At 37.8% G+C, this 22,857-nt stretch carries 26 protein-coding genes; 9 read left to right on the top strand and 17 right to left on the bottom strand.

What is annotated here, in order from left to right; genetic code table 11:
- Positions 1–9: 9 nt before the first annotated feature.
- The 9 genes from clpX to F3H01_RS07975 all read right to left on the bottom strand — a co-directional run bounded on the left by clpX (position 10) and on the right by F3H01_RS07975 (position 8,454).
- Positions 10–1,242 carry an ATP-dependent Clp protease ATP-binding subunit ClpX gene (gene clpX, locus F3H01_RS08015; RefSeq protein WP_021090629.1) on the bottom strand — a complete coding sequence of 411 codons (1,233 nt, stop codon included), beginning with the start codon at positions 1,240–1,242 and terminating at the stop codon, positions 10–12.
- Positions 1,242–2,030, bottom strand: a complete 789-nt coding sequence (gene lpxA, locus F3H01_RS08010; RefSeq protein ID WP_149725418.1) for an acyl-ACP--UDP-N-acetylglucosamine O-acyltransferase — start codon at positions 2,028–2,030, stop codon at positions 1,242–1,244. Before lpxA ends, clpX begins: the two co-directional genes overlap by 1 nt.
- A 21-nt stretch (positions 2,031–2,051) precedes the next feature.
- Positions 2,052–2,498, bottom strand: coding sequence for a 3-hydroxyacyl-ACP dehydratase FabZ (fabZ, locus tag F3H01_RS08005; RefSeq protein WP_021091063.1), 447 nt, complete (start codon positions 2,496–2,498; stop codon positions 2,052–2,054).
- A gap of 150 nt (positions 2,499–2,648) precedes the next feature.
- Positions 2,649–3,722: an epoxyqueuosine reductase QueH gene (locus F3H01_RS08000; RefSeq protein WP_149725417.1), complete on the bottom strand. Its 1,074-nt coding sequence runs from the start codon at positions 3,720–3,722 to the stop codon at positions 2,649–2,651.
- A 28-nt stretch (positions 3,723–3,750) separates the two neighbouring features.
- Positions 3,751–4,500: an ATP-binding cassette domain-containing protein gene (locus F3H01_RS07995; RefSeq protein ID WP_149725416.1), complete on the bottom strand. Its 750-nt coding sequence runs from the start codon at positions 4,498–4,500 to the stop codon at positions 3,751–3,753.
- Positions 4,497–5,177, bottom strand: coding sequence for an ATP-binding cassette domain-containing protein (locus F3H01_RS07990; protein ID WP_149725415.1), 681 nt, complete (start codon positions 5,175–5,177; stop codon positions 4,497–4,499). The genes F3H01_RS07995 and F3H01_RS07990 overlap by 4 nt, the downstream gene beginning before the upstream one ends.
- The gene (locus tag F3H01_RS07985) at positions 5,174–5,974 is read right to left on the bottom strand and encodes an ABC transporter permease (RefSeq protein WP_149725414.1); all 801 of its coding nucleotides are present in this window, start codon (positions 5,972–5,974) and stop codon (positions 5,174–5,176) included. The genes F3H01_RS07990 and F3H01_RS07985 overlap by 4 nt, the downstream gene beginning before the upstream one ends.
- A complete protein-coding gene (locus F3H01_RS07980; protein ID WP_087583520.1) occupies positions 5,971–6,909 on the bottom strand; it encodes an ABC transporter permease in 939 nt (312 codons plus the stop codon). Before F3H01_RS07980 ends, F3H01_RS07985 begins: the two co-directional genes overlap by 4 nt.
- A 12-nt stretch (positions 6,910–6,921) precedes the next feature.
- Complete coding sequence (locus F3H01_RS07975) at positions 6,922–8,454, bottom strand: ABC transporter substrate-binding protein (RefSeq protein WP_149725413.1); 1,533 nt, start codon at positions 8,452–8,454, stop codon at positions 6,922–6,924.
- A gap of 172 nt (positions 8,455–8,626) precedes the next feature.
- On the opposite strand from F3H01_RS07975, the gene F3H01_RS07970 reads away from it, so the two are divergent.
- Positions 8,627–11,935 (top strand): DUF748 domain-containing protein, encoded by a 3,309-nt coding sequence (locus F3H01_RS07970; RefSeq protein WP_149725412.1) that lies wholly within the window; start codon positions 8,627–8,629, stop codon positions 11,933–11,935.
- Here the strand turns inward: F3H01_RS07970 and F3H01_RS07965 are convergent.
- Positions 11,932–12,336, bottom strand: coding sequence for a hypothetical protein (locus F3H01_RS07965; RefSeq protein ID WP_021090899.1), 405 nt, complete (start codon positions 12,334–12,336; stop codon positions 11,932–11,934). The two genes, F3H01_RS07970 and F3H01_RS07965, sit on opposite strands and share 4 nt — an antisense overlap.
- 116 nt (positions 12,337–12,452) lie before the next feature.
- Here F3H01_RS07965 and F3H01_RS07960 point away from each other — a divergent pair, with 116 nt between their 5' ends.
- From F3H01_RS07960 to F3H01_RS07925, 8 genes are all read left to right on the top strand, one after another.
- On the top strand, positions 12,453–12,656 hold the full coding sequence (locus F3H01_RS07960) for a tautomerase family protein (protein WP_021090801.1): 204 nt from the start codon (positions 12,453–12,455) through the stop codon (positions 12,654–12,656).
- Positions 12,653–13,150, top strand: coding sequence for a thioredoxin-dependent thiol peroxidase (gene bcp, locus F3H01_RS07955; RefSeq protein WP_149725411.1), 498 nt, complete (start codon positions 12,653–12,655; stop codon positions 13,148–13,150). Before F3H01_RS07960 ends, bcp begins: the two co-directional genes overlap by 4 nt.
- 9 nt (positions 13,151–13,159) lie before the next feature.
- On the top strand, positions 13,160–13,801 hold the full coding sequence (locus F3H01_RS07950; RefSeq protein WP_149725410.1) for a thiol:disulfide interchange protein DsbA/DsbL: 642 nt from the start codon (positions 13,160–13,162) through the stop codon (positions 13,799–13,801).
- 104 nt (positions 13,802–13,905) lie between these two features.
- The gene (locus F3H01_RS07945) at positions 13,906–14,820 is read left to right on the top strand and encodes a branched-chain amino acid transaminase (protein WP_021090882.1); all 915 of its coding nucleotides are present in this window, start codon (positions 13,906–13,908) and stop codon (positions 14,818–14,820) included.
- A gap of 17 nt (positions 14,821–14,837) precedes the next feature.
- The gene (locus F3H01_RS07940) at positions 14,838–15,956 is read left to right on the top strand and encodes a prohibitin family protein (protein ID WP_084041610.1); all 1,119 of its coding nucleotides are present in this window, start codon (positions 14,838–14,840) and stop codon (positions 15,954–15,956) included.
- 2 nt (positions 15,957–15,958) lie between these two features.
- Entirely contained in the window at positions 15,959–16,699 is a 741-nt protein-coding gene (hisIE, locus tag F3H01_RS07935; RefSeq protein WP_149725409.1) for a bifunctional phosphoribosyl-AMP cyclohydrolase/phosphoribosyl-ATP diphosphatase HisIE, read from the top strand.
- Positions 16,683–17,213, top strand: coding sequence for a DUF2393 family protein (locus tag F3H01_RS07930; RefSeq protein WP_084041608.1), 531 nt, complete (start codon positions 16,683–16,685; stop codon positions 17,211–17,213). Before hisIE ends, F3H01_RS07930 begins: the two co-directional genes overlap by 17 nt.
- Complete coding sequence (locus F3H01_RS07925; RefSeq protein ID WP_021090969.1) at positions 17,213–17,764, top strand: DUF2393 family protein; 552 nt, start codon at positions 17,213–17,215, stop codon at positions 17,762–17,764. The genes F3H01_RS07930 and F3H01_RS07925 overlap by 1 nt, the downstream gene beginning before the upstream one ends.
- 122 nt (positions 17,765–17,886) lie before the next feature.
- Here F3H01_RS07925 and F3H01_RS07920 read toward each other — a convergent pair whose 3' ends face one another.
- The 7 genes from F3H01_RS07920 to trxA all read right to left on the bottom strand — a co-directional run bounded on the left by F3H01_RS07920 (position 17,887) and on the right by trxA (position 22,817).
- A complete protein-coding gene (locus tag F3H01_RS07920) occupies positions 17,887–18,546 on the bottom strand; it encodes a DUF8095 domain-containing protein (protein ID WP_149725408.1) in 660 nt (219 codons plus the stop codon).
- Entirely contained in the window at positions 18,543–19,880 is a 1,338-nt protein-coding gene (purF, locus tag F3H01_RS07915; protein WP_149725407.1) for an amidophosphoribosyltransferase, read from the bottom strand. The genes F3H01_RS07920 and purF overlap by 4 nt, the downstream gene beginning before the upstream one ends.
- Positions 19,881–19,889: 9 nt before the next feature.
- Entirely contained in the window at positions 19,890–20,198 is a 309-nt protein-coding gene (locus tag F3H01_RS07910; RefSeq protein WP_149725406.1) for a DUF2314 domain-containing protein, read from the bottom strand.
- Entirely contained in the window at positions 20,191–20,961 is a 771-nt protein-coding gene (gene dapB / locus F3H01_RS07905; RefSeq protein ID WP_149725405.1) for a 4-hydroxy-tetrahydrodipicolinate reductase, read from the bottom strand. Before dapB ends, F3H01_RS07910 begins: the two co-directional genes overlap by 8 nt.
- 147 nt (positions 20,962–21,108) lie before the next feature.
- Entirely contained in the window at positions 21,109–22,047 is a 939-nt protein-coding gene (locus F3H01_RS07900; protein ID WP_087578275.1) for an NAD(P)/FAD-dependent oxidoreductase, read from the bottom strand.
- Positions 22,048–22,056: 9 nt separating this feature from the next.
- Positions 22,057–22,503: a hypothetical protein gene (locus F3H01_RS07895; RefSeq protein WP_149725404.1), complete on the bottom strand. Its 447-nt coding sequence runs from the start codon at positions 22,501–22,503 to the stop codon at positions 22,057–22,059.
- A complete protein-coding gene (gene trxA, locus F3H01_RS07890) occupies positions 22,503–22,817 on the bottom strand; it encodes a thioredoxin (RefSeq protein WP_012001054.1) in 315 nt (104 codons plus the stop codon). The genes F3H01_RS07895 and trxA overlap by 1 nt, the downstream gene beginning before the upstream one ends.
- Between the last annotated feature and the right edge of the window lie 40 nt (positions 22,818–22,857).

Raw genomic sequence — 22,857 nt, 5'->3', positions numbered from 1 at the left:
CTATTTCCTTTACGCTATTTTCTTATCGTGCTTTATTAAAATTGGCTTTGCCTTATCTTTTACAGTCTCTTTTGAGATAACAATATCATACTCTTTTAACTCTGGCAGCTCATACATTATGTCTGTCATAAGCTCTTCCATTATGCTTCTAAGCCCTCTAGCTCCAGTTTTTCGCTCGATAGCCAAACTTGCTATCTCTTCAAGTGCTTCATCATCAAATTTAAGTGTAGCACCATCAATCGCACAAAGCTTTTGGTATTGTTTTAATATCGCATTTTTTGGCTCGGTTAAAATTTTAACCATATCTTCTTTTGTTATCTCGTTCAAAGTAGCCACCACGTGAAGTCTGCCAATAAGCTCTGGGATGAGGCCATATCTTACTAAATCGTCTGGCTCAAGTAGGCTTAGTAAATTTTCTTTTTCATTTTTGCCACGTTTTTCTTGGTTAAATCCAAGTACGTTTTTACCAACTCTTCTCTCTATAATATCAAGAAGTCCGTCAAATGCACCACCGCAAACAAATAAAATATTTGTCGTATCTATCTGGATGAAGTCTTGGTTTGGATGCTTTCTGCCACCTTTTGGTGGGATGTTTACGACGCTACCTTCGATGATCTTTAAAAGCGCTTGCTGTACACCTTCACCTGAAACATCCCTTGTGATGCTTCTATTTTCACTCATTCTAGCGATCTTATCGATCTCATCGACAAAGACAATGCCTTGCTCCGCCTTTTTTACGTCGCCATTTGCAGCTTGCAAGAGCCTTGTAAGGATATTTTCAACGTCCTCACCAACATATCCAGCCTCAGTTAGGCTTGTCGCGTCGCAAATTGCGATAGGCACATCAAGAAATCTCGCCAAAGTCTGAGCCATCAATGTCTTGCCACTACCAGTTGGACCAACAAGCAAGATGTTTGACTTTGAAATTTCTGTGTCGTCTTTGATGTCGCTTTGTTTAAAAATTCTCTTATAGTGGTTATATACGCCGACGCTAAAGACCTTTTTAGCCCTATCTTGACCGATCACGTAGTTATCAAGTACCGCTTTTAGCTCCTTTGGTGTGAGCTTTTGATACTCTATCGTTTCGTCGTTTTTACTCTCTTCTACGCTAGTATCTCCATGTATCATATCGTATGCGGCCGCTATGCAGTACTCGCATATATAGGCATTTCCTTCGATATCAGCAAGTAATCTTCTCTCAGCAGACTCTGCCTCTCCACAAAAATTACACTTTCTAGCCATTAATCTCTTCCTTTTGCAAGCGGAATTCCTCTTGTCGTTTCTAATATAAATTTACACATTTTCTTTATGTTTTCGTCGCTGGTTTTTACGATTAGCTCATTTGCTTGATCTTTTAGGCTGATGCCTTGATTAAACAAAAATTTATAAGCGCGAACTAGCTCCTCAACTTGCTCTTTATCAAATCTACGTCTAATGCCAACTAAATTTAAGCTTCTTATATAAGCTCTGTTGCCCTCAGCTAGGCAAAATGGCACTACGTCTTGGCTGAGCGCGCTTGCACCTGCGATCATGCAGCTTTCCCCTACTCTAACAAACTGATGAATTGGTGTAAGACCGCCCACAACAGCATAGTCGCCAAGCTCAACGTGACCTGCCAGGGTTGCGTTATTTGCCAAGATTACGTTACTACCGATGATACAGTCGTGTGCGATGTGAGAATACGCCATGATAAAGGCATTATCACCGATCCTTGTTATGCCATCGCCCTTGTGCGTGCCTGAGTTTATCGTGCAAAACTCACGTATAGTTGCGTGCTCGCCGATAATGACGCCGGTATCAATCTCATCTTTATAGCTGATATCTTGCGGGATATCGCCCACGATCGCATAGCTAAATACACGAGAGTTATCGCCGATTTTAGTCTTGCCAAGCACCCTTGCGCCTTGCTTTATCGTGACGTTATTGCCAAGGACTGCATCTTTACTTACAAATGCATAAGCCTCGATATTTGCGTCATCTCCAATGATCGCTCCATCTTCTATAACGGCTGTTTGGTGGATATTTTTCATTGTCTCTCTTTTTCTTAAAGCCTATTTATCGACTATCATCGCTTTTAGTTCAGCCTCAGCGCAAAGTGCGTCATCTACGTATGCCTTGCCTTCAAGCACCCAGATATTTCCCTTATGCTTTAGCACATTTAGTCTATACTCTAGTCTATCTCCAGGGCGAACAGGATGGCGAAATTTTGCTCCGTCTATGCTCATAAAATAGACCACTTTATTCTCGATGCCAGCTTGATGCTCATCGCTCATACTCTTAAACGCTAGCACGCCGCCAGCTTGCGCCATACCTTCGATTATCATTACACCAGGATATATCGGATGACCTGGGAAATGCCCCTGAAATATCGGTTCGCCAATGGTTACATTTTTATAAGCTACGATATTCTTAGCTGGCTCTAGCTCAACAACTCTATCTATAAGTAAAAATGGAAATCTATGTGGAAGAATTTTTTGAATTTCTACGACGTCTATCACGTTTTAGCCTTAGTAATGTAAATTTGTGGCGATTGTAACAAATTTATACTAAGAAAAAAATTATTAGCCTCTTTTAAAAATCTCTAAATTTCGCCTTATGTGGCAAAAATTTAATTCACTGCTTTAAGATAAATTTTATAAACTCGCCTTTTAGTCTAAAACCAAAATTTCTTCACTATCGTTATAAAAAACAGCCTTTGCGTAAATTTCGTAGCTGCCCTTTTTGACCTCGTCTAGGATGATGATAGGATTTTGCGAAAATTCTCCGCTTATATCACGGCGAAATTTTAGCTCAGCGTCAAGCTCAAGCGGCCTTTTGCAAAGCTCATCAACGCTTTTAAATTTGCTATTTGTAAATTTATTAAAGCGCTCTATGCTCATAAATATCACGCCCTCTTTTAGCTCATCGTCCATCTCGCAGTCACGCTCTACATTTAGCTTTAAATTCTCTCTTTTAAAGCCAGAGTAGAGTACAAAATAGCTTGGTATCACAGCGTTTTGAAATTTCACACTAGCGCGCAAAAGCCTGTAGTTTAAAAATCGCCTTCTAAAAAGGTGAAATTTCTCACCTCTCGCCTCGCAAAGGCGCACCTTTTTATAAAGCTCAAGCCTAGCTTCAATACTACCATAAAGCGCCCTTGCGTGCAGCTCGCTCATTAGCTCACTTTGGGGCAAATTTTGCGAGTCGCGCTGTTTTTTTAGCGCAAAGACGCAGCCGCAGTAGTTTTGGTGATAGAGTTTGTCTTTTTTAGCGAGGATAAACTGCTCGCTTGTGCCGCCATTTTTTCTATAATCAACCGCAACAGCCTCTAAATTTGAGCCAGCCACCGCCTCATCGAGCGCCTTTTTAAGCTGAGAAAAGTCCTTTTTTGGGCTCATCAAAAGTGTCGTCGTGATCTTACTAAGTCCTAGCTCAACTGCCTTTTTAGCGGAGTCTTTCATACGAAAGTCAAAGCAGTACTCGCACCTTTTGCCCTTTTCTGGCTCATCTTCAAGCCCCCTTGTGCCACCAAGCCACGCTTCGTAGTCGTATTCGCCGCATAAAAGCTTGATGCCTAGCTTCTCGCAGCTTCGCTTCACGTCCTCAAAACGCAGTAAAAACTCACTATATGGATGTATGTTTGGATCGTAAAAATAGCCTACTATTCGTTCATTTGGGAAGTCTTTTCGTAAGCGCTGTAAAAAGTAGTGGCTATCGACCGAGCAGCAGATGTGAACTAGCAAAATTTAACCTTTTTTTGCTTGCATTATATCAAAGATTATTTTTATAAATTTTTGCAGCATCGAGGTATTTTTTAAGGACATTTTGGCTTGCAAGATCCTCAAATTTACCAAAAGCCACCTGCTTGCCAGCCTCGATTATTAGCACCTTTTGTGCTATCTTCATCGCGCTTATGATATCGTGCGTGATAAAGATAATGCTGATCTTTTCATCTAAGCTTAAAAGCAAATTTATGATCTTTTGCTTTGTCTCGTTATCAAGCCCACTTGTTATCTCGTCACAGATCAAAATTTTTGGTTTTGAAAGAAGCGCTAGCAGTATCCCGACTCTCGTAGCCTCGCCGCCACTTAGTTGAGAGGGGAATTTTTCTAAAATTTCATCTTTTAAATTTAAATTTGCCAAAAGCTCTTTAAGCTCATTTTCACTAAAGCTAAGCTTAAGATATGACCTCACGTGAGCGATCGCGGTTTTTACTTTTAGCGCTGGATTTAGGGCTTGCTTTTGATTTTGCAAGATATATCTGATGTCCTTTTTGAGCTCATTTTTGTCCGTGATCTCCTCATCATTTATGTAAATTTTGCCCCCACTTTTTGGCTCGCTAAATGATATGAGCTTTGCAAGCGTGCTTTTGCCACTGCCACTTTGACCCAAAATGGCTAAATTTTCGCCATCATCAAGCTCGTAATTTATCCCCTCTAAAAGGTGCAACACTTCAGCTCTAGCATTAAAATGTTCCTTAAAGCTTAAACTTTTTGAGACGTTTTCAAGCCTAATTTTCACGCATTTTCCTTTAAATTTAGCCGCCCATCTCTCATCTGCCAAATCTCATCACTAAGATAGTTCGTTAGCGCCTCATCATGCGAGATAAAGATGACGCTCATCTTGCCTTTTAGGCTCTCTAAGATACCCGCCACATGACTAGCGCTAATGCTATCAAGCCCGCTTGTTATCTCGTCGCAGACTAAAATTTTTGGCTTCAGGCAAAGCGCCAGAGCAATCTGCACGCGGCTCGCCTCGCCGCCACTTAGCTCGTATGAGTATTTGTGCCAGATGAGATTTGCATTATCTAGCCCAAACTCCCTAAAATAGCCAAATGCGAGCTCTTTATTTGATTTATTATCGCCGCCAAGATAGGCGTTAAAGTGATCGCCCACGTTTAAGAGTGGATGAAGGCTAGCAACGGAGTTTTGAAAAACAAGCGCGGCAACCTTTCTTCGGTGCTCTTTTAGCTCATTTTGGCTAAGTTTTAAGATATCTTTTTTATAAATGCTAAATTTATCTGCCCTCACTCTAAAATCATCATCAAAAAGCCTTATTAGGCTCTTTGCAAAGAGCGATTTGCCACTGCCACTAGCGCCTGTGATACCTATAAATTTACCCTCACTCATCTCAAAATCAATCTCACGCAAAAGCTTCTTATCCTTATAAAAAACGTTTAAATTTTTAATCTCTATCATATTTTTATATTGCCATTTTTTGAATTTGATGTGATGATCGAGGTTGCAAGGATGAGCAAAAAGAGCATCACGCCAGGGAAAAGCACCATCCACCAAGAGCCCAGAAAAAGCGCCTCTTTACTCTCATTTAGCATGATGCCAAGGCTTATTTTATTTGCATCACTACCCACGCCAAAAAAGCCAAGCGTGGCCTCCATGACGACCGCGTTTATCGCGTTTATGCCAAAGATGCTAATTATTAGATGCTTTAAATTTGGCAAAATTTCAAAGCAGATCAGGCTAAATTTACCAGCCCCATTTATCACGGCTTGCTCAGCGTAGTCGCACTTTTTATTAAGTCTTAAATTTTGCATAAAGACTTTTGCACCCTGCATAAACGAACAAATAGCAATGATAAAAGAGGTGATAAGTAAATCTCCACTACTAAATGAGCTAAAAAGCATTATAAAAACAATGTTTGGTATGCTTAAAAAAGCATCAAGCCCCTTATCAAAAAGGCTCTCACAAACTCTGCTCTTGCTCGTGCCAAAATATGCGTAGATAAGCGAGAAAAGCGTCGTTAAAAAGCCAGCTAGCAGCAAGATAAGAAGCGAGTTTTTAAGCGCGTAGGCCACTCTTATGAGATTGTCCCTGCCTAGGATGTCAGTGCCAAAGATGTGCTCGCTACTTGGGGCTAAATTTACCGCCATAAAGTCAGTGAAATTTGGCTCAAATTTAGAAAAAAACGGCGTCACAAAGGCAAATGTGACAAGCGACAAAAAGACAAAACAGGCTAAGAAAAATATGACTTTTCTCATAAATTTCTCTTATCTGCTAATATGGCAAAAATTTTAGCAAGTAAATTTGCAAAAACGACAAAAACAGCCGTTAGCAAAATGGTCGCAAGTGCGACTGGATAGTCTTTGGCGATGACTGCATCAAGGCTAAGCTTGCCTATGCCTGGAAATGAAAAAATGCTCTCGATAACATATGAGCCAGCAAAAACGCCAGCCACAAGAGTGGCGAAATAATAGACTATATCGGTGCTTGCGTGCTTTATGGCAAAGAGATAAATTTTGCCGCGCCCCAAGCCTCTAGCGTGAGCCGTCTGGATAAAGTCAGCGTTTAGGCTTTGATTTAGCCTGTCTCTTACAAATTTCACATTTGCGCCAAGGTGTGGCAAGATGATGGCAAGCGTTGGCAAGATGATAAATTTAGCTCCCACCCCGCTAGATCCTAGCTCGTTTGCGCCAGAGCTTGGCAGCACGTTTAGATAGACGCTAAAGATCGCTATTAGCACGAGTGCTACGTAAAAATGCGGCAAGGAAGCTAGCAAAAACGAGCTAAAATTTATAAAGATATCGGCAAATTTATTTTTATAAATGGCACTTAAAAGCCCCAAGAAAAATGACAAAAAAACTATCAGAAAAAACGAAGCAAAAAATAAGATAAGCGAGTTTAAAAGTCTCTCTTTAATGAGTAAAAAAACGCTTGCTCCACTTACAAAACTAGTGCCAAAATCCCCAGTGACAAAGTGAGCCAGCCATCTAAAATACTGCACAAAAAAGCCATCTTTTAGCCCCAAATTTTCTAAAATTTGCTCCTTTATAGCCACACTCACCGCCTCACTTCGCAAAAACATCGCATCAGTGACGTTTCCTGGCAAAAAATATATGAGCAAAAATAGAAAAAACGAGATAAAAAACAGCAACCCAAGGCTTGAGATCGCTGTTTTTAAAATGGCTCTAAACAAAGTTTTTATCCACTATTTTACTTGCCACTCTCTTATGTTCCATAAAAATCCAGCCCCATGGTGGCCCAAAATTTGCGTCTTTATGCCTGAAATTTTGTTATTAAAGGCGAGCGGATAGTCAAGATAGGCTATAAAAATGTAAGGTGGATTTTCAAAAAGCGCTTTTAGAAATTCTTTGTAGTATTTTTTTCTAAGCTCCACGTCCTTTGTATATCTCGCGTTTTTTAGGGCAAGATCGACGTTTGCGTCCTTGTAGTGGCTAAAATTCCAGCCATTTTCATTGACATCGATGTCAGCAAATCCGCCAAAAATTCTATATGTATGAAAGTCTGGATCAAATGGGCTTCCCCAGCCGATCACAAAGCTATCAACCTTGCTTATGCTAAAGGCTGTTCTTGGCTTAGCGTAGGCTTTTGCTCTCACGCCAAATTTCTCAAACTCACTGCTTAAAATTTTGGCTAGATTGACCCTTAAAATGTCGTTATTAAAGGCGTAGATATCAAAGCCAAGCTCCTTGCCGTCCTTCTCAAAAAAGCCAGCCTTGTTTTTCTTAAAGCCACTCTTTTCAAGTAGCTCCCTAGCCTTTTGCGGATCGTAGCTAAATTTAAACTCGCCGTCGTTTGCGAAACTTTTTTCTATCGGGTTGTTCGCTACGCTTGCATATCCATGAAATAGTTTTTTAACTATCTCATCTTTATTAACCGCGTAGTTTAGGGCTATCCTTACATTTTTATCTTGAAAAAGAGGATCATTAAAGTTAAACATCAAAGCTCTATAGTCAGCACTTTTAAACTTAAGCAAGCTTAATTTTTTATCATCTTTTATGAAATTTACGCCAGTTGGAGAGATGAGCGCAACGTCGATCTCACCGCTTTTAAGACCAACGAGTCTTAAATTTTCATCGCCAACTATCTTTAAAAATAGCCTTTTTATCTTTGGCTCACCCTTATAAAATTTATCATTTGCCACAAACTCCAAACTCTCATCTTTTTTCCATTTTACAAGCTTGTATGCGCCAGTGCCGATAGGTGCGTCATTAAATTTATCAGTCGCGATATCTTTGCCCTTTAAAATGTGCTCGGGCAAAATGCCAAAGCTAAGTGCGTCAAGAAACGGCGGAAACGGCTCTTTTAGCGTGATCTTTACCTTATAATCGCCTAAAATTTCAACGCTTTTTACCACCTCATAGTTTGAGATAGCAGGCGCGTTTAGCTTCTTATCTTGAGCCCCTTCGATGGTAAATTTCACATCTTTTGAGCTAAATTTTACCCCATCATGCCAAAAGGCATCATCTCTTAGCTCAAAAACATACTCCAGCCCGTCATCACTCACCTGCCAAGACTTCGCAAGCTCTGGCACGACATGGCTATTTTCATCGTGGCTCGTAAGCCCCGAAAAAACGAGTGAAAGCGTAGGATCGTGATCCTCATCGTAAAGTGGATTTATACGAGGTGTTTGCTCCTCAATAGCGACTACAACGGCATTTTCATTTGCATGAGAAAAAATGCCAAACAACAAAAAAAAGACAAGCAAAATTTTCTTCATCACAACCCCCTTTGTTTAAAAATATTTCTGCATAGTAATACGAATCGTATAAAAGTGTTATTAAGCTAAATGTAAATTTATAGTATAGAAGTTTTAAATTTCTAACTATCTTTTAACCTTTTTTGAAGTAAAATCTCTCCCTATTTTAGATAATAACAAGGCAAATTTTACAATGAATAAAAATAAAAAAACAGCACTTATTTCAGCTATCTGCGTAGTTTCACTTTTAGTTATTTATACTCTTCTTGGATTTTTTGGAGTACCTTATGGCATTAAAAATATCGCTCCAAAATATCTAAAAGACTACAACGCAACGCTTTTTGTGGAAAGTGCTAAATTTAATCCTTTTACCTTCGAGCTAAATGCTACAAATGCTGAGCTAAACACTACTTCACCACTTTTTAGCACAAAGCAAATCGACATCAAGCTAAAGCCATTTTCTATCTTTAAAAAATTAGTTGAAGTTGATATTTTTAGGCTTCAAGAGCCAAATGTCAAAATTTTACGAGATAAAAATTCAAAATTTAACTTTAGTAATTTTGTAAACGATGATAACGCAACTACCGAAGACAACAGCACTAGCTCTATAAATTTTGCCCTAAATAACGCAAAAATCATCAAAGGCTCATTTTCATATAGCGATCAAAATTTAACAAAGCCATTTAACGTAAATTTTGATGATATAAACTACGAGCTAAGCTCGCTAAATACGAAGAAAAATAGCGCAGGCAGCCATATTTTTGACTCAAACTCGACTCTAGCTCACAAGATCGATCTAAATGGCGATATCAAGCTAAACCCCCTAAAAATCGAGGGCAATATCAGCATAAAAGACTTTAGCATAGATCCAGTCGCGATTAGCTTTATCGATAACGACACGCTAAATCTTAAAAATGCGATCATAAATTTAGAAATAAATTACGCTTTAATTGCCGACGAGAACGCTACAAATATAAATTTAAAGGATAGCTTTTTAAATGTAAAATCACTAAGCATAGATGAGGGCAAAAACGAACTAAGTCTTGGTGAACTAGAGCTTCCAAAATTTGATCTATCAAGCAAAATAGCAGACAAGATAGACGCTAAATTAGAGTTAAATGCTATAAATTTAAGCGATGTGTCATTTAAAAATGCAATAACAGCAAGCTTAAAATCGCTAAATTTAAACGATATTTCGCTTTTAGCAAATTTAAATGAAAAAAGTGAGCTAAATGCGACAGCTGCACTAAATAGCATAAATGCAAATACCCTAAAAATAGACGAAACCAGTAAAAATTTAGTAAATCTAAAAGATATAAATGCCTCAAATTTAAATGCAAATTTAGCAAATAGCAAAACCACTCTAACGCTTGAAAAAATAGCGTTTGATGGTATCAATGCCCCGCTTAGTAAAAATGCGAATGCAAATGTGACAGGGGCTAAATTCTCAAATATTAGCTTCACTCAAGATACTAATAAAAGCCTTGCAACTCTTGATGAGATTAGTATAAATGGTATAAATTTAAAGGCAAAAAATAAAGAGATTTTAGATATCGCTAATGTGCTTACAAAAACGATCAAATTTGATATTTTAAATATGGCTGTGAGTGCTGAGAATATCGATGTAAATAGACCAAAATTTAACTCAGAGTTAAATGATAGCGGCTTAAGCGTGATAAACCAGCTTGGACTTGGTGAGAAAGAGCCGGCAAAAACAGCTAATCATCGCACTAAAACTAAAAAAGAAAATACATCAGCTTCAAAAAGCAAAGAAAATGAGTTTAAATTTGATATAAAAAATATCAATGTAAATAACGCCAATATCGCTTTGACGCATCTTTTTGAAGGCGAGAAAATCGCTCATAAATTTGATAATTTGTTTGTAAAAATAGCAAATTTAAGTAGCGATTTTAGTAAGCCATTTGACGCGAAAGTGGATATAAAAAGCTCGCAAAAGCTAAATTTGGACCTAACCTCAAAGATCAAACTTGAACCAATTAATATAACTGCTAAAATCAAACTTGAAGATAAAAATTTGCCAAAATATTTTGCCTACGCAAAGCCATTTTTAGAGGCAGACCTTTCAAGTGGAGAGATGAGTGCAGATGCCCAGCTTCACTATGCAAAAGATATAAAAGCAGATGCAAAACTTAGTGTAAAAGATATTAGATTAGATGATAAAAATAAAGAAAAGCTAATCGCGTTTAAAAGTTTAGAAGTGGATAAAATTTCACTTTTTAAAGATAATCTTGAAATTACTGGAGTTGCTCTAAATTCGCCATTTATCAAGGCTCATCTAAGCAAAGAGCGCGAATTTAATCTAAGCAAAATCGTAAAAGAAGATAAAAACAAAGCCCAAAATGAGCAAAAAGCTGAGAGCAAAAAGGTGGCTAGTAAAAAAGATGACGAGCTAAATTTTAGTATCAAAAATTTCTCACTTAACAACGGCGAGGTTGATTTTTCAGATGCGTCACTATTTATGCCATTTGCTACGAAAATTTCAAATCTAAATGGCAAGCTAACTGACATCGATAAAAAACGTCCAAGTTCGGGCGAGTTTAAAGGCACAGTTGGCAAAAATGGCTTTTCTCAGATTACAGCAAAATTATTTCCTTTTGAATTAAAGCAAAATACCGATATTAAGCTTGATTTTAAAGATATCGATCTAATAGACATAACGCCATATAGTGGGCAATTTTTGGGCTATAAAATAAAAAAAGGTAAGTTAAATTTAAATCTAAATTATAGCGTTGTTGATTCAAAACTAAACGGCTCAAATCTTATAAATTTTGACACACTCACACTTGGAGAAAAGGTTGATTCAAAAGATGCTGTAAATTTGCCACTTTCGCTTGCTATATCGATATTAAGCGATCAAAATAATCAAATAAATATCGACCTTCCAGTTGAGGGAAATTTAGACGATCCAGACTTTAAATATGGCGGTGTCATTTGGGCTGCTGTTAAAAAGCTATTTGCTGATATCACGTTAGCTCCGTTTAGATTTTTAGGTAATGCTCTAGGACTTGGCAGCAAGGATCTTAGCTCTATTGATTTTCTTGCTGGAAGTAGTGAGCTGATAAGCTCAGAAGCACCAAAAATAGCTGATTTTATAAAATTAACTACTGCAAAGCCTATGATGAAACTTAGCATCACGCCTACTTACTCCGAAATAGATGTGCTCTACTTTAAAGAAAAAAAGCTTGATCAAAAGATAAATCAAATAATCGCCTCAAGTGGCAAAGATTATATCACTGTGCTAAATTCTCTCGTTCCAAACGCTAAAGATAAAAGCGATAAAGCCTTAAGAGAAGAGGCAATAAAAGCTATCGAAGTGGATAAGGAAAAGCTGGTTGAGCTAGCAAATGAGCGTGCAAATGCAGTAAAAGAAGCACTCATAAAGGCTGGGCTTGAGACTGGTCGCATAAATGTAAATGATGCAACAAGCTCAGAGCCTAAGCAAAACACCTACACAAGCGTACTTATGGGAGTGGCAAACTAAATTTCATTTATCTCGCTGCTTCTTGCGTTGTAAACAAACCAGCTAAGAAGCATAAGCATCATGAATGCGCCAAAAACTAGGCTTGCGTAAAAATATAAGCTAAAGCCTTCGCCTAGTAAATTTGCATTGTGAAGAGCGATCATAACGCCAGCAAGTGAAATTAAATAGCCAATTAGCTTGATGATGAAAATTTTTGGATTTACAAGGATGAGTAAAAGCCCGCAAAGCATGACACCAAGGGCTATTTGTAAATTTAAAATATCAGCTTGAGCACTTGAGCCAAATGTCAAAAAACCAAGCAAAAATATGACTAAAAACATCAAAACAGCATAAACTGCCCTGCTTCGTCCAAAGCTATACATAAAGCAAACAAAGCCTTTGTTATGTTTGTTGTAGTCCATTTTTCGCTCCTATGTAACAAGTTTTTGTATTTTAATGCCAAATTCTTAAATAAAGGCTTTAATCTGAAATTTCACTCATTTTGGCTAATATTTTATATCTTAAAAAAGGAGTAAAAATGCCTTATGTTAATATCAAAATAGCAGGCCCAGAGCCGACAAAAGAGCAAAAAGATCAAGTCTTTAAAGAGGTGACTGAAACACTTGTAAGAGTGCTTGGCAAGAAAAAAGAAGCAGTTATGATTTTCATAGAAACTCACGATGCTAGCAACATTGGCGTAGGCGGCGAGAGCGTAGAAGATAAGAGAAAGGGGATAAAATGAGTGAATTTAGCAAAGCAGATATTGAACGAAAAATAACGCTTGAAGTTGGTGATAAAGCACCAGAGTTTGAAGCGCTAAATCAAGACGGCGTAAAGGTCGCACTAAAGGACTTTGTGGGTAAAAATGTGGTGCTTTACTTCTATCCAAAAGATAACACTCCAGGCTGCACAACTGAGGCTTGCGAATTTAGCGCAAACTACGATCAGTTTATCAAAAATGACACAGTTATAATCGGCGTTAGCCCAGATAGTGTGAAGTCGCATGTAGGCTTTATCGCAAAGCAAAATTTAAAGCACATTCTATTAAGCGATGAGGATAAAGAAATTTCAAAGCTTTATGGCGTTTGGCAAGTTAAGAAAAACTACGGCAAAGAGTATCTTGGCATCGTTAGAAGCACATTTGTGATCGGCAAAGATGGCAAGATAGCTAAAATTTATAAAAGCGTAAAAGCCAAAGACCACGCCGCAAAAGTGCTAGCTGATCTAGCAAAATAAGGAGCAAAGATGAAGCTTATAAAATTGCTAATTTTAAGTGCGTTTTTTGCGCTAAATTTATCAGCACTAACTGAAGGTGTGGAGTATCAAACTCTAGCAAAACCGCTTAATGTGCCTAAAAACTCGGTAGTTAAGGTCTTTAGCTACGACTGCCCACACTGCTATAAATTTGACCGAACGATCACAAAAAAGCTGATGTCAAAGCTTGAAGATGTGAAATTTATCCCATATCATCTAAGCACAAAAGGCAAGCTTGGTGAGACCACAAGCAAAATTTTTGCTGCTCTTATCTTTATAGATGAAACAAATGGCACTGATCTACTAAGCGATGAGTCAAAATTTAAGCAAGCAAAATTTGCGATCTATAAAGCAAGACATGATGAAAAAGATGATTTTAATGATGGCAAAGACAAAGAGAAATTTATAAATTTAGCCCTTAAAGCAGCTCACGTGAGCAAGGACGACTACGAAAAAGCACTAAATAGCGACCGAGCAAAAGAGCTTTTAGACGCATGGTTCGCCTCTTATGATGTGGCAAGTATCAGCGGTGTGCCAGCTTTTGTAGTAAGCGGCAAATACTTAATAAACTTAAGCGCAGCTTCATCAATCGATGAGATGGCAAAGATCATACAAGAGCTTTTAGATAAGTAGTTTTGGCGGGTAATATCTGCAAATTTTGGTCTTAGAAATACAAATTTAAAGCAATTTTAGATAAACTCAGACCAAAATTTCTAAGAAAAAAGAAAGGTTTAACAATGAATGCTTCAGAATTTATCTGGATGGATGGAAAATTAGTTAAATGGGACGATGCAAAAGTACACGTTCTAACTCACTCTTTACACTATGCTAATGCCGTATTTGAGGGCACAAGAGCTTATAAAACAAAAAAAGGTCTAGCTATTTTTAGACTCCAAGATCACACAAAAAGGCTTTTAAGATCAGCAAAAATGACTGTTTTAAATGTACCTTACACTGAGGAAGAGCTTGAAAAAGCGCAAATAGAGCTTCTTCGCGCAAACAAATATGACGGCAATGTTTATATCCGCCCACTTATATTTTTAGGATACGGCGTAATGGGTGTAGCTCACACAAAAGCGCCAGTGCAAACTGCTATCGCATCATGGGAATGGGGTGCTTATCTTGGCGATGAAGGCCTAGAAAAAGGCATCAGAGTTAAAATTTCAAGCTTTGCCAAACTCGCACCTGCTGCTCAAATGAATAGAGCAAAAGCTAGCTCAAACTATTTAAGCTCACAAATGGCAAACTACGAGGCAAAAGAGGCTGGATACGACGAGGCACTACTTCTTGATAGCGAGGGCTTTGTGGCTGAAGGTCCAGGCGAGTGCTTCTTTATCGTTGAAAATGGTGTTTTAATCACTCCGCCAAACGACAACAGCCTACTTAGCATCACTCAAGATACAGTCATAAGACTTGCTCATGATCTTGACATCGAAGTAAGAAGAGAACGCATCACAAGAGATCAGGCTTACACAGCTGACGAGGCGTTTTTCACAGGCACAGCAGCTGAAGTAACACCGATAAATAGCATAGATAACCGCATTATCGGCAACGGAGCTAGAGGTGAAGTGACAAAGAGACTACAAAAAGCTTATTTCGACGTGGTTTATGGTCTAAATAAAAAATATGAATCATTTTTAACATATATTTAAAAATTTAAAGGAATGAAATGCCCGCTGATTTAAACGATTATTTCAATAAAAAAAAGCCAGGTAATGACAACAGAGGCCCAGGTCAAAATAGCGACAAAGAGCCGCCCTTCAAAAAGGACTTTAAAATGCCAAATTTACCAAGTGGCTTTGGTAAATTTGGAGCACTTGCCTACATTGTAATTGCGATTATTGCTATTTTTGCTATCACTCAGCCATTTAAAGTGATTCACTCAGGCGAAGTTGGCATCAAGTCTACAGCAGGTAAATATGAGCCAAATCCTTTACAACCAGGCTTTCACTTCTTTTTACCTTTTATCCAAGACATCATCATCGTGGACACCAGAGTTAGGATCATAAACTACACTTCTGGCGAGGATATGGGTGAATCAATGCAAAAATCATATCAAGGCGTTGGCGCTGGAATTTTACGTAAAAATTCTATTTCAGTGCTTGATGCTAGAAATTTACCAGTTAGCATTGATATTACTGTGCAATACCGTTTAAATCCAGAAAATGCCCCTCAAACTATTGCCTCTTGGGGTCTTAGCTGGGAGAGCAAGATAGTTGATCCTGTCGTTCGCGACGTGGTTCGCAGTATCGCTGGTAAATATACAGCAGAAGAGCTTCCAACAAAGAGAAACGATCTAGCAAGACAAATCGATGATGGCATAAGAAAAGACATCGACTCTCAGCCAAATAAGCCAGTTGAGCTTTTAACAGTGCAGCTTCGTGAGATCATCTTGCCTTCAAAGGTAAAAGAGCAGATCGAGCGCGTCCAAATCGCAAAACAAGAAGCTGAAAGAACAAAATACGAAGTAGAAAGAGCAAATCAAGAAGCCTTAAAACAAGCCGCACTTGCTGAAGGTACCGCTAAAGCTGCTATCATTGAAGCAAAAGGCAAGGCTGATGCCATTAAAATCGAGGCTGACGCAACCGCGTATGCAAATAAAGAGGTTGCAAAAAGTGTCGATCAAAATCTACTAAATTTAAAGCAGATCGAAACACAAAACAAATTTAACGAGGCTCTAAAAGAAAACAAAGATGCTAAAATTTTCTTAACACCTGGTGGGGCTGTGCCAAACATCTGGCTAGATGCAAAAGATAAAGCAAGGGCTAGCTCAGTAAGCGAAAGGTAAAAATGAATAGCGTAACAAAAAGTATAGACTGGCAAAAAGTTGGTGGATTGCTTCCAGCAGTGGTTTGCGATCATGCCACAAATGAAGTTTTAATGTTTGCTTACATGAACGAAGAAGCATTAAATTTAAGTCTATCTAGCCGTTACGCTCACTACTTTTCACGCACCAAAAATAGAATTTGGAAAAAAGGCGAAGAAAGTGGCAATACTCAGGAGATAAAAGCTGCTTTTTTAGACTGCGACAACGATACTTTGCTTTTAAAAGTGATTCAAAACGGAAGCGCTGCTTGTCACACTGGAGCAAGGTCGTGCTTTTTTAATGAAATAAATTTGCATGACGGTAAAATTTTAGATACAAAAATTGAAGTCAAAAAACCAAATTATGGTGTGCTTGATGAGCTTTACCATGTAATAGAAGATAGAAAGCTAAATGCTAACCCTGAAACTTCATATGTGGCAAGTCTTTTTAAAAAAGGCGAAAATCAAATTTTAAAGAAAGTTGGCGAAGAGGCTGGCGAATTTATAATGGCCGCAAAGGATCTTAGTTTCGCAGAAAACTCAAAGCAAAATGAGCAAAAAGCAAAAGATGATCTGATCTATGAAGCAGCCGACCTTTGCTTTCATGCACTTGTAGCACTTTCAGCCCATAATATCCATCCAGATGCTGTAAAAAACGAACTTGCAAGGCGTTTTGGTATGAGCGGCATTGAAGAGAAAAGATCGCGAGATGTTAAACAGCATTAAGCACAACTTGCTTTTTGTATTGCAAAATGCAAAGCTCATTGATTTTCTAACCTATGGCTGGATATTTTTAGCATTTATACTAATTGTGCTTTTAGGGATTTTTATAGCGATAAAGTCGTGGTGGCAGATAGGATTTTTATTTATTCTAGCTGGTTTTTTCGGACTTTTTGTAGGTAATTACTACGCAAACAAATATATAAATGAAAATTTAAGACCAGTTAGCATAAGCAAAATAACCACCAAACAGCTTCAATATGTCGATGCGCTAATGGTTGATTTTAATATTACAAATAATTCAAATAATGCACTTAGTATCTGTAAAATCGAGCTTGACTTCTATCTAAGCTCAAGGCAAAATACGAAAGATTTTTTTAACTCGCTTAATCCATTTGCTAGAAAAAGAATCATCTTAAACGAAGAATTTTTGCCAAAACAAAGCATTGAAGTTAAAGAATTTGTCAATGATTTCGCATTTATAGACTACAATATCTCTAAAAAAGTGGAGTGTTTTTGATGAGCTCAGCATATTTTACGATCGTTCATATTATCGTTCTTTTTGCGATTGCTCTGCTTTCTATTTTATTTCTTGTTCTCTCGCTTAGAGCTGAGCGAAAATTATTTTTATCACTATTTTTTACAAACATTCTAGTCTCAACCACACTTGCTGTTTTTTTAATGCTAGTGCTTGATAAATATACAAAAAAAGGTATGCTAGAAAATGTAAAAAGTGAGCGAATTTTGCGAAACGAGAGTATCGTTTTTAAAGGGCAAGTGAGAAATATTGGTAAATTTACAATTAGCAACTGCACGCTGACAGTCAAACTAATCAATCAACCGCTAAATAAAAATGACCTTGGCGGTGAAGCATTTTTTAAGCCAAGTGGGCTTTCATTTTTCTCATGGGTTCTTGGCACAGATAAGGACGAGAGGCCAAATACAGTTGAATATAAATTTGATGTAGCCAAAAATTTACCAAAGCAAAAAAGCACACCATTTACCGTATATATGCCATATCCGCCTTACTTTAAAAATGGCATGAATATCACAAAACTAAATTGCTACTAAGTCAAATTTAAAGCAAATCTTTACAAATTTCATAGGATAAAACGCTAAGTCTTAGTTTGACTTTAGATTAAATTTTATCTTTTTTAGTATCTGCACTGAACACTAATTTCTAAGCTAAAGACTTAAAAAGTACAAAGTATGTCAAGTAGCCTGCCCAATTTTTGTAGGTCATTTAAAAAGAGTTGCTTTGTTTTTTGTGTAAATTCTTTTGCTTCTTCTAGGATTTTGGCCTCAGATATATTGTAAGCAAACTCTTTTTTTAGGATCTTTGCACCTTTTTTATAAAAGAAATTTGCTTCTATAATGCTTGCAAAAAAGCTATCATCTCTTAAATAGTAGTTTGTTGCTACATTTACATGCACTGGCTTTTGTAACAAAAAATCACCGCAAACACTATTTTGTGAGCCAAATTTAACACTCTCAAGCACATCAGGCCTTATCTCATAAAATTTTATCTCATTAGCTCTTTTTAAAGCCAGAATATCACTTGATTTATTTAAATTTATAGAGCTATTATTTACCTCAAGTACGTTTATAGTGCCCTTTGCAAGCGAATAAGCATTTAAAATTTTATCTTCTGCTAAAAAATTTACTACACCAAAAAATGGCACACTAGCATTTTGTTCTACAAAATTTTGAACAGTTTTTATTTGTAGCTGCTGCTTTGTGCCATTTATCTCATAGTAGCTTACGTAAATAGAAACGTCTTTTTTGCTTGGATTCTTTTGTGAGCAACCACTAAAAAATAGTGCAACAAGCAAAAAAATAGCTAAATTTTTCACTTTATAAAATAGTCACCATCAAAGCTTACAAGCGAATATTTTCGCTCATTGCCGATACTTTCTTTAAGTTCGTCTATACTTAAAAATTCTAAGCTATCTGCACCGATATATTTTCTTACTTCCTCTGCATTTTTTTTAGAGCTTATTAACTCTTCAAAGCTTGGCGTATCGATGCCATATCGCTCAGGGTATTTAAGCTCAGGACAAGCAACTCTAAAATGAATCTCTTTAGCGCCCGCATGTCTTAAAAGATCAACCACCTTTTTTGAAGTAGTACCGCGAACGATACTATCATCGATAACAACGATACTTTTACCCTTTAGAACCGATGACATTGGGTTAAGTTTTAGCTTGACTTTTAAATTTCTCATCTCCTGGCTTGGCTCAATGAAGGTTCTACCCACATAGTGGTTTCTAGTGATAGCTAGCTCAAAAGGGATCTTGCTCTCATTTGCATACCCAAGTGCTGCTGGCACTCCGCTATCTGGTACAGGTACGACAAAATCTGCTTTAATTTTGCTCTTCTTAGCTAGTACTTCACCCATTTTTTTTCTAACTTCATAGACACTTTTACTTTCTATCACACTATCTGGGCGAGCAAAATAGATATATTCAAATGCACAAATTCTAGGATCTGGCTCATAAATTTGAATACTTTGGAACTCACTTTTTCCATGTTCAAAGACTATCATCTCACCAGGCCTGATATCTCTTATAAAGCTAGCCCCCACAAGATCAAAAGCACAAGTCTCGCTAGCTACGATATATCCACCATCTTTTAGCTTGCCAAGACTTAGTGGTCTAACACCCCAGCGATCTCTTATGGCAAAGGTTTTATGGCGTGACTGGATAAGCAGACAATAAGCACCTTTTATCTTATCAAGTGCCGCGATAATACGGTCCTGCAAGTGTTCGCTATGGTTTCTTGCGATTAGATGGATGATATTTTCAGTATCCATATTTGTCTGAAATATCGCACCATCCTTAATAAGCTCATCTCTAACCTCATCTTTATTTACCAAATTTCCATTATGGACGATTGAAATTTGTCCCAAGGAGTAGTTAGCGGCTATTGGCTGGGCGTCACGACCCGAGTTTTTGCCAGCCGTTGCATAGCGGTTGTGACCGATCGCCATATCGCCTTTTAGTGATCTTAAAATTTCTTCATTAAAAACCTCTGTAACTAGGCCATTACCCTTGTGAGTAGAAATTTCTCCATCATCACAAACACTAATACCGCTAGCCTCTTGGCCGCGATGCTGCATAGAAAATAACGCATAATACGCAGTCTTTGCTGCATCTTTAGAATTTATAATACCAACTATTGCACACATTTTTTTCCTTTAGTTTTCATAATCTTTGTAAATTTCAAGAACATTTTTGTAGTTAAACTTGATCTCATCGCCAGCATTTAAACAGCCTTTTATAAATGGTTCATTGTCTAAAATGCCGGTAAATTCGCCGTTATTTGTCTCGCTAACGATCACCCACATGCGCTCAACCTGAGCAAACTTATCATCTTCAAATCTAAATATAAGCTTTACTATATCGCCGGTTCTTAAATTTTGACGCTTTTCACGCTCCGGTAGGTAGAATTTATCACCAAATTCTAGCTTATAGCTTTCTATATCATCAAGCTCAAATTTAATCATCAAGCCCTAAACTATCGTCTATCGAGTAAAGGCCACTATTTTGATCTTTTAGCCAAATGGCAGCCCTGATCGCACCTTTTGAAAAGGTTGCCCTACTCGTTGCGGTGTGATTTAGCTCAATAAATTCGCCGTCATTATAAAAGCCAACCGTATGGCGACCGACTACATCGCCACCACGAAGCGCCATGACTGCGATCTCGTCCTTGCTTCTTTCGCCCACCATGCCAGCTCTACCAGTGACTAAAACATCTTTTAAATTTAGATCCCTAGCCTCAGCCACGCAACCAGCTAAGGTCATTGCTGTGCCGCTTGGAGCGTCCTTTTTGTGCCTATGGTGTTGCTCTACTATCTCTATGTCAAATTCTCTTAATGTTTTTGAAGCGATCCTTGCAAGGCGGTTTAGTACAGCTACGCCCAAACTCATATTTGTTGCGTAAAGAATAGGCATAGCTCCAGATGCTAAATGGAGTAAGTTTTTATCTTCGTCATTTAACCCGGTCGTACCGATAACTAGTGGTTTTGGATTAGTTCTAGCGTAGTTTAGCAGTGCTACTGTAGCCTCTTTTTGGCTAAAGTCGATTATCACATCGCATGCTTCAAAAAATTTAGCAAAGTCATTTGTCAAAAGTTCGTTACTTAAATTTTCAACCTGATTTTTTTGGCTAAAAGCGATGCTTAGAGTGGCATCTTTTTCATCTTTTAAACAAGAAATGATACTTTGAGCCATCTTTCCACTAGCACCATAAAGGCCTATTCTTACCAAAATTTATCCTTTGATTTTTGGGTGAAATTTAACATAAAATTTATTATATATAGATTACAAATAGGCTTTTAAAAATGCGTATAAAATCAAAATTTTAATAGAAAAAAGAAGAAAAATTTAGCCAAAAAATTTGGCTAAATTTTAGTATTAATGCAAGCTTTCTATGTAACTCATAGCACTAAGTGCAGCCACTGCGCCGTCACCTGCTGCTACGATGACTTGCTTTGGAGCGTCTTCTCTGATATCACCTGCTACAAAGAGTCCATTTAGGCTAGTTTGCATCTTAAGATTTGTCTTAACCTGCCCGCCATCAACCATTTCGCAGATAAATTTGCCATTTTCATCTTTTAAAATTTCATTATTTACATTTAGTCCGACAAATGTAAAAATTCCTGGCACATCAAGCACACGCTCGCCATTTTTGGTATCAAGTACGATCTTTGTTAGGCCCATTTTATCGCCAAGTGCCTCTTTTATCGTCGCACTTGTTATAAACTCGATCTTTTCATTTTTTCTAGCTTTTTCAACCGTAGTTGGCGCCGCTCTAAACTCTTCACGTCTATGGATTAGATAGACTTTTGAGCAGATATTCGCTAGATAAAGTGCCTCTTCAACGGCTGTGTCGCCACCGCCAAGAACAGCTACCTCTTTATTTTTGTAAAAAAATCCATCGCATGTTGCGCATGTGCTAACACCTTTGCCAAAGAACTCATCCTCGCCCTTAAAGCCAGCACGTCTTGGAGTTGAGCCAGTTGCTACGATGACAGCTTTTGCCTGCTCGCTCTTACCGCCCTCAAGTAAAATTTCAAAGCTACCGTCGCTGTTTTTTCTAACACCAACGACGTTTGCCCACTTATGAACTAGTCCAAATGCACTACACTGCTTCCACCAAGTGCTCATAAAGTCAAAACCGCTCTCGCCAGGGGCTTTTTGGCCTGGGTAGTTTTCTATCTCTGAGCTAGAGGTGATCTGACCGCCAGGCTCGCCTTTTTCAAACATTACAACATTTTTTAGTCCGCCTCTAGTGGCGTAAAGTCCGGCGCTTAGTCCTGCTGGACCGCCTCCGATGATCGCTAAATCAAGCATAAATTTCCTTTATTCTAAAACATTTATGGGCGAATTTTGTTTATAAATTTCACCCCTTTGATGAACTATCTCAACACTACTTGGAAGCTTTGTGATGCTCAAATTTTGCATTAGCTCCAAGACCGTATTTATATCTGAGCTTATATATTTTAGTGTTGAGTTTGACTCATATCTTTTTTGAAAGATATCGATTGCCACAACTGTTTCATTTTTGATTGGTAAAATTTCGTCTAATTTTGATTGATTTGAGCTGAAGATTAAAAGCGTGTATTTTGGCTCTTTTGGAGTGAAAATTTCGCTTTTTTCGTAAAAAACTAGCTTCGCAAAATCAACAAATTTATATTGTGAAAAACGATAGTTGCTATACGCAAATGCAGCTGCTATCATAGCTGCACCAAAAAATGAACCAAATATATAGGTAAGAGGAAGCAGACTTCCTCTTCTTTTTTCGCTCATTAAAGAAGCGAATTTAGTTTGTCAGTTAGGGCTTGTTTTGACTGTGCACCGACCATTTGCTCAACTAGCTCGCCATTTTTGAAAAATAGTAATGTTGGGATAGATCTGATGCCAAACTCAACTGCAAGATCTTGCACTTCGTCAGTATTTACCTTGCAAATTTTTGCTTTGCCGTCAAAGTCTTCAGCAAGCTCTTCGATCACTGGAGCTAGCATACGGCAAGGTCCGCACCATGGAGCCCAAAAATCTACTAAAGCAACGCCTTCTTTTGTAACATCAAAATTTTCTTTTGTAAGTTCGATGTATTTTCCCATTTTTTCTCCTTGTTTTTAAAATGTGGTAATTATACAAATT

The organism is Campylobacter concisus (assembly GCF_902460875.1).
GTDB lineage: Bacteria > Campylobacterota > Campylobacteria > Campylobacterales > Campylobacteraceae > Campylobacter_A > Campylobacter_A concisus_AA.
This window is presented reverse-complemented; position numbering and strand designations above follow the sequence as displayed.